Here is an 11,321-nt window from a genome sequence, read left to right as displayed (position 1 = left end):
TCAGTGGGCGTGGGTGGATGGCCGGTTGCCGCCAGTGGCGGAGTTGCTTGGTTTGCCGAAGCCGGAGCGGCTGGACCGTAACTTGACCGGGGTTGTGGAGCTGGCCGAGTTGGCGGGCCGGATGGAACAGCATTTGGAGACGATGCCGCCGGGATCCGGTCAGGACGGTACGCGTGCACTGGTCGAAAGTGCGAAACGCATGCTAAGGCAGGGAGCCTGGACGTCAACGGATTTGCGGTGGGTCAAGGACAGGTTGCCTGGGATGCGGAAGGCCGAGAAGGCCTGGAGCGATTTGGCGTCCCGGCAAGCAGAAGCGACCCGCGAGGGGACGGGAGGCGCCTCCGCTGATTCCGCTGGTGGGAAACGCCGCCGTCTGTCCTGGCCTGGTGTGGGTCCGGTCCAGGCCACCTCCGCCTCCGCCGCTGGCAACGAACCTGGTGGTGCGGGCCCGGAACGGGCGACCCTTCTTCGCCTCGGCGGTCCTCCACCCGGCCGCATCGCTTCCAGTCCTACGAGGCAGCCGGATCCGGATCCGGATGCGATCGAACCGGCGCCCCCGTTGCCGGCGTCGTTGCCGGCGTCGGGGTTGGGATCGGGTTCTGAAGGCGCGGGCAATCTGCGGGATCATGCGTCGGAGGGCGGGCGGGGCGATTCTGTGGGCGGGCTGGTGGCGCGGGGGCAGATGGGGGAGTTGGGGTCGCTGCGGAAGGTCTTGGAGGAGGCGGACAAGGTTCCGTTTCCGCCGGGGATGCCGTCGGCGGACGAGGTGGGCGCGCAGCGTGCGCGGAATATCCTCGCCCGGGCCAACAGGCTCAGCAGTGAGGGAAACAGGCTGGGCGATGAGGAAAACAGGCTTTTTGTGGCGTTGAGCCGTTTGGTGGTCTATGAAGCGGGATGGGTCGAGCGGGCGGATGGCGCTACGAAGGAGAGCCGTGACACGAAATTCATGGAGTATGTCCGCGATCTCAGTATCATCACCGACACGTTGCGGGAGGGATGGACTATCGATTCCAGGCTCCGCGGTGGGGCGGGACCGGCATTGCTGTCCGATGTGGATTCCGGCGGGGTGCCCTTCGGTGAACTGAAGCCGTTGACGCGGCCGGTGGATCCGGTGGATGCGTGGGGGTCTGAGCCGCGTGGCGGCGACGCGGAGTACGGGCGGGGTGGGGCACGGGGGTCGCTGCCGGATGTGGTGGATGACCGGTCGGTGCTGGACGCGGAGGATTTGGCGGGGGTGTCCGAGGAGGGGCGCGCGGCGCTGGGGGCTTTCGTGGGAGCGACGGGAGTGGCCGCGCGGCCGAGGCTGGCTGGGGTGGATGGTCACGCCGAGGTTGATGGTCACCATGTCCTGGCGTTCCTGTGGATGCTGGACTTGTGGGGTGTTGTGGACCATGCGGTGGTGGTGAAGAAGCGGAAAACGACGTGGAGTGCCCGCCACATGCGGTTGCGGAATCTGAACGGTCGGGAGTTGGTGGAGGAGGGTACCGACGTCTGGTATGTGATGGGCGAGTACGCGCCAGGGGAAAGGCCGGATAACGCCAAACGGCCCGACGACCTGCGGGGCCCGCTGACTCAGGGGCCGCGGCACGGGTTGGATGAGGTGCCGCCGCATCTGAATCCGAACGGGGAATTTCCGCCGGGCACCTGGCTTGCGAACCGCGGGGAGTCGGTGGAGTTCTTCGTGCATGTGCTGGACTCGGCGGGTGCCAGGGTGGAGTACGGGCTGGCGGATCAGGGGCTGTTGCTTCGTGGTCGCGAGGCCGAATGGGAGGGGTTGTTCGCGGTCCTGCACGATAAAGGTCCGGCGGAGTTGATGAATATGGTCAACCCGGACGTGTACCGGGACCTGTATCTGGCTCAGGCGTTGGGGGTGGACGAAACCACGGCGCAGGTGTGGCGGATGTGGTCCTACCTGCCCGAAAAGTGGCATGCCGAGGCGTTGCGCCGGGCGATCACCGGGTCGGTGGTCAGCAAATACGGTGGGCGAGAAGCGGTCAAGACACTGGTCGAGACCCTGGTACCCGACGGTCCGCGGTACCAGAAGCGGTTGCGCGCACTGGGTGAGCTCATGATGACCCTGGCCGATCGCCCCCGTCGGCTGGAGAGGTGGAACGAGGTAACGCGTGCCACCCCCAGCGCGGCTGACTACCGCCGCGTGCTGCAGCACAAGGTGGACGAGCTCGGTGGCTTGGATCAGATGGCCGAGAGTAAGCCCGGGGTGGAAGCGACCCGTCTCGCCGGTCCGGCACTGCAGCGTGCCGGTGAGCTGGGCAGGCGGCCCAGTCCGCGGGAGCTGAACGTGCTGCGTGAGTTGGTGCATGCCCTGGACGGTCGTGAGTTTGACTACCTCACGCGCTTCTTCGGCGACGTTGTTGACGTTGCCCGGGCGGTCGGCGTTTATTTGGGGGACGTGGGCGCGTTGCGGCTTGGCCGTGGCAGTGATCGTGCGGTCGTGCGTGGGATCTTGCTGGACGCGTTTGTCGCGGCGTTCGGTGGGCCGGAAGGGGCGGTCGCGGTAGCGGACCGATTGCGGGAGCTGGGCATCGAGATGGGACTGCGGATGTTCGCGGACGGGCGGCCGGAGGAGGCAGCTATCGCCGCGCGGACGGTGCTCGGTTTGCCGATCATGCAGGAGTGGGGGGCGTGGACTCTTCCCGAGGTGCTGGAGTACGTCGCCGGCGATGCTGTTCCCGCCGGAGTCCCGGACGAGAGATTGGTGCGTCACCTCGGTCCGGCCCGAGCGGCCTTGGTGACCGGCGTTGACGAGTCCACGGTTCAGGAGTGGCTGGACGGCAGAAGCCAGCCCACCGCGTTGGAACGGCACGAGATGCGCGAGGCTGCCCGGCTCTCGAGCTCGGAGCTGGTGCGCTGCCTGGGTCCGGGCCGGACACTCGAGGTGACCGACGCCGACCAGGGGCCTGTCTACGAGTCGGAGGTATGGGAGTGGTTGGAGGGCTTCCCCGAGCCCGACGCGGAGGACACTGGGAAGCTACGCCTGGCGGTGCTGCGGGCTATCCGGGATGGGCTCATGCAGGGGCCGCAGCCGTTGTGGCGGGTGGTGTGGAGTGGGAACGGGATTCGGGAGGCTGAGCGCCGTCTGGCGTGGGCCGATGCCACGAAGGAAGACGAGTTCCCGTCCGACGCATGGGAACAGTGGAAGTCTGACGCACGGTCACAGTGGGAGAAGGTGGACGACCCAGATCCGTCTCTGCCGCGCGAATCGCGAGAGGTCTTCGATGGGCTGGGGAAGTCGCTGGAGGCTTCGGTCAACTACATCGTTGTTCAGGTCCTGCTGGGCAATGCGTACGCGAGGGACATGGTGGCGGGCTCGGGCATCGTGATTCCTGACCCGGGTCAGGACCCGGATCCTGGCGCGGTCACGGGGTTGCTGGAGCAGATCGCCGACCATCTCCGCGCGGCGAAGGACATGCTGGACTCTGGTGTGTTGCGGCGGATGGTGGGAGGTGCGGCGAGTGAGCGGTTCCAGGAGGCCACGGGTGGTGTTGTCCCGCAGCTTCGCCTGACAGGTGGCCCCGGTGCCGTGCGGGAGTTCATGCGGCAGACAGCGGCGGGGGACGAGGTTCATTTCCTTGTGGTGAGGGTGCCGTCGGCGGCCTCGCGGGATGCGTTGCGGGCAGCGTATGTGAAGGGCGCCGACGCGGATGCGTTCGTGGCCTCGGGTGATTTCTTTGAAGGCGGGCAGGCGCACTATTTCCTGGACACCGTCCAGGGTGATGACAGAAGGATCGACTCCAAGTCGGTGCCGTCGGAGGTGGTGGCGGACGCGGGTGCCGATGTGGCCTGGTGGGTTCAGCATGGCGGGCTACACGCTCGCGCAGGCGGCAGCGATGACAGTGGTTTTGCGGCGCCTGTGTTGCGGGGGAAGGGTTCGATTCTGGGTGGGCCGGAGCAGGTGGCGTGGCTGGATGGCCAGTTGCCGCGGGTGGCGGAGTTGCTTGATTTGCCGGAGTCCGAGCGGCTGGAGCGGCTCGGTAACCTGGCGGGGATTGCGGAGCTGGCCGAGTTGGCGGGCCGGATGGAGCAGCATCTGACGGCGCCGGTATTCGATCCGGACGGTAAGCGCGCCTTGAACGTCGAGCGTGCGAAACGCATGGTACGGCGGGGAGCCTGGACCTCAACGGATCTGCAGACCGTCGCGGACAGGTTGCCTGAGATGCGGAAGGTCGAGAAGATCTGGGGCGATCTGGCGTCCCGGGCAAGAGAAGCGACCGGCGAGGGGAAGCGACGCACCTCCGCTGATCCGGCTGACTCTGCTGATTCCGCTCGTGGTGGGAAACGCCGTCGTCTGGCCTGGCCTGGTGTGGTGCCGGGCGAGGTCGCTTCCGTTGGTGGTGAACGTGGTGGTGCGGGCCCGGAACGGGCGGATCCTGGCGGTTTCGGCGGTCCCACACCGGGCCGCATCTCTTCCAGTCCTACGAGGCAGCCGGATCCGGATCCGGCTGCGATCGAACCGGCGCCCCCGTTGGAGCCCGTGTTGGTTCCGGCTGCTTCTGGTGGCGAGACGGTGGCCGGGGGTGGGGCATCGGCTACCGGGACGGGTTCTGCCCAGGCGAGGTCGGAGGCTGCTGGGGAGGGACAGCCCGCGGCGGTCACGCCCGTTGCCGGGGCTGGCACGGTACGGGATACCAGTGAGATACCGGTGGGTCAGTGGACGCAGGAGGATCTGGTCCGCGCGATCGCCGAGGCGAACGAGCTGGACCTGTCCAGCGACGAAAAGGAGACGGCCGGGCAGATTGTGAGGATCGCGCATGACGTCGCGGCGTTGGCTCGCGGGGATGTTGTGCCGCTGGAGGATGTGGTGGCGCTGGTCGCGGCCAAGTACCACGATCTCGGCCGGGAGCACCGGGATCAGGTGGTGGAGTTTTCCCGGGCACTGGCGGACTGGCTGGGTACGCGGCGCAGCGAACCGGTCGTCCAGGCCGGAGCCGGACCGGCACAGCCGTCCAGTGTGGAGCCCGCCCCGGCCTCGGTGCCCTTCGGTGAGCTGAAGCCGTTGAGGGATCCGGTGGATGTGTGGGGGTCTGAGCCGCGCGGCGGGGAGGGGGCGCTGCCGGATGTGGTGGATGGCCGGCGTGTGGTGCTGGGCGCGGAGGATTTGGCGGGGGTGTCTGAGGAGGGGCAGGCGGCGCTGGAGGCCTTCCAGGCGGCGACGGGAGTGGCTGCGCGGCCGAGGCTGGCCGGGGTGGAGGGTCACGCTGAGGTTGATGGTCACCATGTCGTGGCGTTCCTGCGGGTGCTGGGCTGGTGGGGTGTTGTGGGCCGTGCGGTGGTGGTGAGGAAGCGGAAGACGACGTGGAGAGTCCACGCGTGGTCGTCGGATCTGGACGGTCGGGAGTTGGTGGAGGAGGGCATCGACGCCTGGTATGTGATGGGCGAGGACGCGCCAGGGGCGAGGCCGGATGGCGCCATGCGGCCGGAGGACTTGTGGGACCCGCTGACCCAGGGGTCGCCGGAATGGTTGTCGGAGGTTCCGGACCATCTGGACCCGAACAGGGAGTTTCGGCCCGTTGACGCCGACTTGGAGAACATCGGGGAGTCGTTTGAGTTCTTTGTGCATGTGGTGGATCCGGCTGGTGTCCGGGTGGAGTACGGGCTGGCGGGTCCGGGGCTGTGGCGTCGTGGCCGCGAGGTCGAATGGGAGGGGTTGTTCGCGGCCCTGGAGGATGAGGGGCCGGCGGGGTTGATGAATATGGTCAACCCGGGGGTGTACCGGGACCTGTATCTGGCTCAGGCGTTGGGGGTGGATGAAACCACGGCGTGGGTGTGGCGGATGTGGTCGCACCTGCCCGAAGGGTGGCATGCCGAGGCGTTGCGCCGGGCGATCACCGGGTTCGTGGTCAGCAAATACGGCGGGCGAGAAGCGGTCAAGACACTGGTCAAAGACCTGGTACCGGCCGGTGCGCGGTACCAGGAGCGGTTGCGGGCTCTGGGGGAGCTCATGATGCCCCAAACCGATCTCCGCCTTGTGGTGATGGGGCGGTGGGGCGAGGAAAGGCGTGACACCACCAGTGCGGCTGAGCAGCGCCGGCTGCGGGACAAGGTGGACGAGCTCGGTGGCCTGGACCAGGTGGTGGCGAGCAGGCCCGACATCCAGGCGGAAGTGCCGAGCCGCGGTGGTCCGGCATCGCAGCGTGCTGGTGAGCTGGGCAGGCGGCCCAGTCCGCGGGAGCTGAACGTGTTGCACGAGCTGGCGCATGCCCTGGACGGTGATGAGCCTGGCTACCTCAAGCGCTTCCTCGGCGACTTCTGGCACGTTGCCGGGGCGGTCGGCGTTTCTGCGGGAGACGTGGAAAAGTGGGATCGGGGCGGTCCCGGCGATCGTGCGGTGATGCGCGGGATCGTGCTGGACACGATTCTCGAGGCGTTCGGCGGGCCGGACGGGGCGGTCGCGGTGGAGGACCGATTGCGGGAGCTGACCCGCCTGAGGCGCGTGCGGCTGTTCAAACACCGGCAGTCGAAGGAGGCAGCTGCCGCCGCGCACAGGGTTTTCGGTTTGACCATGTGGGAGTGGGATTGGACTCTTCCCGGGGTGGTGGACTACGTCGCCGGAGCTGCTGTTCCCGCCGAAGTCCCGGATGAGGAAGTGGTGCGCCACCTCGGTCCGGCCCGAGCGGCCAAGGCGGCCTACGTTCTCGAGTCCACGGCTCAGGCGTGGCTGGACGGCAGACTCCAGCCCCAAACGCACGATCTGCGGTTGATGCGTGAGGTTGCCCGGCTTCCGGGTTCGGAGGTGGTGCGCTACCTCGGCCCCGGCCGGGCCATGGAGTTGACCGGCGCCGCGATGTTTGTAAACGAGCGGTATGTATGGGAGGAGTGGCTGGCGGGCGTCCGCGAGCCGGACGTGTGGCTAGCTGGGAAGCTGCGTCTGGGTGTGCTGGGGGCTATCGCGGATGGGGTCTTGCAGTGGCCGCAGCCGTTGAGGCGGGTGGTGTGGAGCGAGAGCGGGATTCGGGAGGCTGAGCGTCGTCTCGCGTGGGCTGATGCCACGAAGGGAGATGAGTTCCCGTCCGGCGCCCTGGAACAGTGGCAGGAGGTGAACAACTCATTTCGGTCTCTGCGGCCCGAATCGCGAAAGGTCATTGATGGGCTCGGGAGGCCGCTGGGGGCTTCGGTCAATTACATCGTTGTTCAGGTGTTGCTGGGCAATGCGTACGCGAGGGCGATGGTGGAGGGCTCGGGCATCGTGATTCCCGGCCCGGACAGCCCTGATCCGGCGGCCACGCGGTTGCTGGAGCAGATCGCCGATCATGTCCGTGCGGCGAAGGGTTTGCTGCATTCTGGTGTGTTGCGGCGGGTGGTGGGAGGTGCGGCGAGTAAACGGTTCCAGGCGGCCACGGGGGGTGTTGTCCCGCAGCCCCGGCTGACTGGTGGCCGTGATGCGGTGCGGGGGTTCATGGAACAGTCGGCGGGGCCCGATGTTCATTTCCTTGTGTTGAGGGTGCCGTCGGCGGGTTCGCAGGATGCTCCGCGGGCGGTGTATGTGAAGGGTGACGACGCGCCTGCGGTCCTTGCCTCTGGTGATCTCTTTGAAGGTGGGCCGGCGCATTATTTCCTGGACACGGTCCAGGGTGATGACAGAAAGACCGATCCCGAGTCGGTGCCGTCGAAGGTGGTGGCGGGCGCGGGCGATGATGTGGCTTGGTGGGCTGCGCATGGCGGATGGGGTGGCCGGAGCAGGTGGCGTGGCTGGATGGCCGGTTGCCGCGGGCGGCGGGGTCGCCTGATGTGCCGGAGCCCGTGTGGTCGGACCGTCACCTGGCCGGGATTGCGGATCTGGCGGGGATCGCGGAGCTGGCCAAGTTGGCGGGCTGGATGGAACAGCATCTGACGGCGATGCCGCGGGGATTCGATCCGGACGGTAAGCGTGCCTTGCGAGTCGAAGCTGCGAAACGCATGCTCCGGAAGGGATCCTGGACCACAACGGATCTGCAGACCGTCGCGGCCAGGTTGCCTGCGATGCGGGAGGTCGAGAAGATCTGGCGCGATCTGGCGTCCCGGGCAAGAGAAGCGACCCGCGAGCGGAAGCGAGGCACCTCCGCTGATTCGGCTGACCCTGCTGATCCCGTTGGTGGCGTGAAACGCCGTCGTCTGTCCTGGCCTGGTGTGGGGGCGGACCAGGCCGCTTCCGTTTCCGTTGGCGGCGAACGTGGTGGTGCGGGCCCGGAAGCGGCGAACCCTGGCGGTTTCGGCGGTCCCGCATCCGGCCGCATCGCGTCCAGTCCTGCGGGGCAGCCGGATCCGGATCCGGATGCGATCGAACCGGCGGCCCCGTTGCAGCCCGCGTTGGTCCCGGCCGCCTCTGGTGGCGAGACGGTGGCCGGGGGTGAGGCCCCGGCTGCCGGGACGGGGTCTGCCCAGGAGAGGCCGGTGGCTGAGGGACAGCCCGCGACCGCTGCACCCGATGCCGGGGCGGGCACGGTGCGGGATATCAGTCGGATACCGGTGGGGCAGTGGACGCAGGAGGAACTGCGCCGCGCGATCGCCGAGGCGGAGGAGCTGGAGTTGTCCAGCGACGAAAAGGACGCGGCGGGGCAGATTGTGCGGTTCACGCATGACGTCGTGGCGTTGGCTCGCGGGATGCGGTCTTGCCGCTGAGGGATGTGGTGGCGCTGGTCGAGGCCAAGTACCACGATCTCGGCCCGGAGCACCGGGATCAGGTGATGGAGTTTTCCCGGGCACTGGCGGACATGCTGCGTACGCGGCGCAGCGAACCGGTCATCCACGCCGGAGCCGGACCGGCACAGCCGTCCAGTGTGGAGCCCGCCCCGGCCTCGGTGCCCTTCGGTGAGCTGAAGCCGTTGAGGGATCCGGTGGATGCGTGGGGGTCTGAGCCGCGTGGCGGCGACGCGGAGGACGGGCGGGATGGGTCACGTGGGTCGCTGCCGGATGTGGTGGATGACCGGCCGGTGCTGGGCGCGGGGGATTTGGCGGGGGTTTCTGAGGAGGTGCGTGCGGCGCTGGCCGCTTTCCAGGCGGCGACGGGAGTGGCCGCGGCGCCGAGACTGGCCGATGTTGATGGTCACAACGTCCTGGCGCACCTGCGGGTGCTGGGCTGGTTGGGTGTTGTGGACCGTGCGGTGGTGGTGAAGAAGACGACGTGGAGAGCCAGCATGGGGCAGTCGTCGGATCCGGACGCACCGGTGTTGGTCAAGGAGAGCATCGACGCCTGGTATGTGATGGGCGAGCACGCGCCAGGGGCGAGACCGGATATCGCCATGCGGCCGGAGGACTTGCGGAGCCCGCTGAGCCAGAGAGCACCGGATCGGTCGGTGAAGTTCTTCGTGCATGTGGTGGATCCGGCGGGTGTCAGGGTGGAGTACGGGCTGGCGGATCCGGGGCTGTGGCGTCGTGGCCGTGAGGTCGAATGGGGTGGGTTGTTCGCGGCTGTGCAGGATGAGGGGCGGCCTGCGGAGTTGATGAATAGGGTCAACCCGGCGGTGCGTGAGAGCCGGTATCTGGCTCAGGCGCTGGGGGTGGATGAGGCCACGGCGCAGGTGTGGCGGATGTGGTCGCACCTGCCCGAAGGGCATGCCGAGGCGTTGCGCCGGGCGATCATCGGGTCGACGGTCAGCACCTACGGCGGGCGGGAGGCGGTCAAGGCACTGGTCGAAGAACTGGTGCCGCCCGGTGAGCGGACCGGGGAGCGGTTGCAGGTTCTGGGGCAGTTCATGGTGCGCCTGGCCGATCGCCGCCGTCGGCTGGGGAGGTGGGCGAGGAAGGGCGTGCCCCACAGGGTGTCCCCCGCAGCGCGGCTGAGTACCGCGACGAACTGCGGGATGAGGTGGACAGGCTCGGTGGCCTGGACCAGGTGGTGCGTGCCGGGCGCAGGCCCGACATCCGGGTGCCGGTGCCGGTGCTCGAGGGTCCGCCACCGCAGCGTGCCGGTGAGCCAGGCAGGCAGCCCAGCCAGCGGGAGCTGAACGTGCTGCAGGAGTTGGTGCATGCCCTGGACGGGCATGAGTTTGACTACCTCCCGCGCTTCTTCGGTACGGACGCCATGGTCGGCAAGGTGATCGGCGATTTAGAGTGGCGTCGCGGCGGCGATCGTGCGGTGATGCGCGGGATGTTGCTCGACCTGTTTGTCGGGGCGTTCGGCGGGCCGGAAGGGGCGGTCGCGCTGGATGACCGGTTGCGGGAGCAGAGCCGGGGCCCCCTGACGGGCCTGCAGACGGCCTCGCAGGGGGAGCTAGCCGCCCGGAGGGGCGTGCAGGTGGCCTCGCAAGGGCAGCCGTCGAATCTCGGCGATCTGGTGAAGTACGTCGCCGAGGGTGCTGTTCCGGCGGGAGTCCCGGATGGGGAATTGGTGGCTTACCTCGGCACGGCCCGAGCGGCGTTCGTGGCCAGGGTTGACGAGTCCACGGCTCAGTGGTGGCTGGACGGCAGACGCCAGCCCACCCCGCAATCTCTACGAAGGATGCGCGAGGCTACCCGGCTCCCGAGCTCGGAGCTGGTGCGTTACCTCGGTCCGGGCCGAGCACTCGAGGTGACCGACACCTGGCGCGACGAGTCAGAGGTATGGGAGTGGCTGGCGGGCGTCGTCGAGCCCCCCGCGGGGAAGCCTGCGAATCTGCGTCTGGCTGTTCTGCGGGCTTTCCGGGACGGGCTCGTCCCGCCAGCGCCGGTCAGGCGGTTGGGTTGGAGCGAGAACTGGATACGGGAGGCTGAGCGCCGTCTCGCGTGGGCCGATGCCACAAAGGGAGGCGAGTTCCCGTCCGAGGCTTGGTCACAGTGGAAGAAGGTGAAGGCCTCAGTTCGGCCTTTGCGGTCCGAATCGCGAAAGGTCATCGATGGGCTGGGGAAGTCGCTGAGGGCTTCGGTCAACTACATCGTTGTTCAGGTACTGCTGGGCAATGAGGACGCGAAGGCCATGGTGGAGGGCTCGGGCATCGTGATTCCCGACCCGGGTCCTGGCGCGGCCACGGAGTTGATGGAGCAGATCGCCGCCAGCCTCCGCGCGGCGCGCGCCATGGAGTCTGTTGTGGACTTCGATGGTGGTGTGCCCGGGGGGTATCCGGGGTCGCCGGGTGGGGCGACCGGCCACGAGGGGAATCCCGGTGTGGACTCGGTTGCGGGGCGTGGGGGTGCGCATCGTCAGGATGGGGCGGTGGTGTCGGCGGATTCGGTGACGTTGTCGGGGGAGGGGTCGCAGGCGGCGCTGTCTCTGCATGGGGATCCGGTGGCGGTGTTGCCGGTGGGCTTGCCGGCGGACACGGTGCGGGCTGCCGGGACGGCGTCTGCCCAGGAGAGCTCAGTGGCGGGAAGGAACAGCGCGCGGCGACCACATCCGATGCCGGGGCGGG

Annotated in this window: 3 protein-coding genes; all 3 read left to right on the top strand. The window is 68.2% G+C overall.

All coding sequences use genetic code 11. The annotated features are described in order from the left end of the window. Positions 1-34: 34 nt before the first annotated feature. The 3 genes from FDZ84_RS38395 to FDZ84_RS00005 all read left to right on the top strand — a co-directional run bounded on the left by FDZ84_RS38395 (position 35) and on the right by FDZ84_RS00005 (position 9,941). Entirely contained in the window at positions 35-7,849 is a 7,815-nt protein-coding gene (locus tag FDZ84_RS38395) for a hypothetical protein (protein ID WP_246868700.1), read from the top strand. Positions 7,850-7,914: 65 nt separating this feature from the next. Further along, the gene (locus tag FDZ84_RS37545) at positions 7,915-8,616 is read left to right on the top strand and encodes a hypothetical protein (protein WP_210435370.1); all 702 of its coding nucleotides are present in this window, start codon (positions 7,915-7,917) and stop codon (positions 8,614-8,616) included. Beyond that, entirely contained in the window at positions 8,607-9,941 is a 1,335-nt protein-coding gene (locus FDZ84_RS00005; protein WP_168584152.1) for a hypothetical protein, read from the top strand. The genes FDZ84_RS37545 and FDZ84_RS00005 overlap by 10 nt, the downstream gene beginning before the upstream one ends. The last annotated feature ends 1,380 nt before the right edge of the window (positions 9,942-11,321 follow it).

Origin of the sequence: Saccharopolyspora sp. ASAGF58 (assembly GCF_012277335.1) — a bacterium.
GTDB classification, from domain to species: domain Bacteria; phylum Actinomycetota; class Actinomycetes; order Mycobacteriales; family Pseudonocardiaceae; genus Saccharopolyspora; species Saccharopolyspora hattusasensis.
This window is presented reverse-complemented; position numbering and strand designations above follow the sequence as displayed.

Bases quoted from the DNA above. Each gene is read 5' to 3' on its own strand.
- FDZ84_RS37545 (WP_210435370.1), top strand. From the start codon at position 7,915: ATGCTCCGGAAGGGATCCTGGACCACAACGGATCTGCAGACCGTCGCG.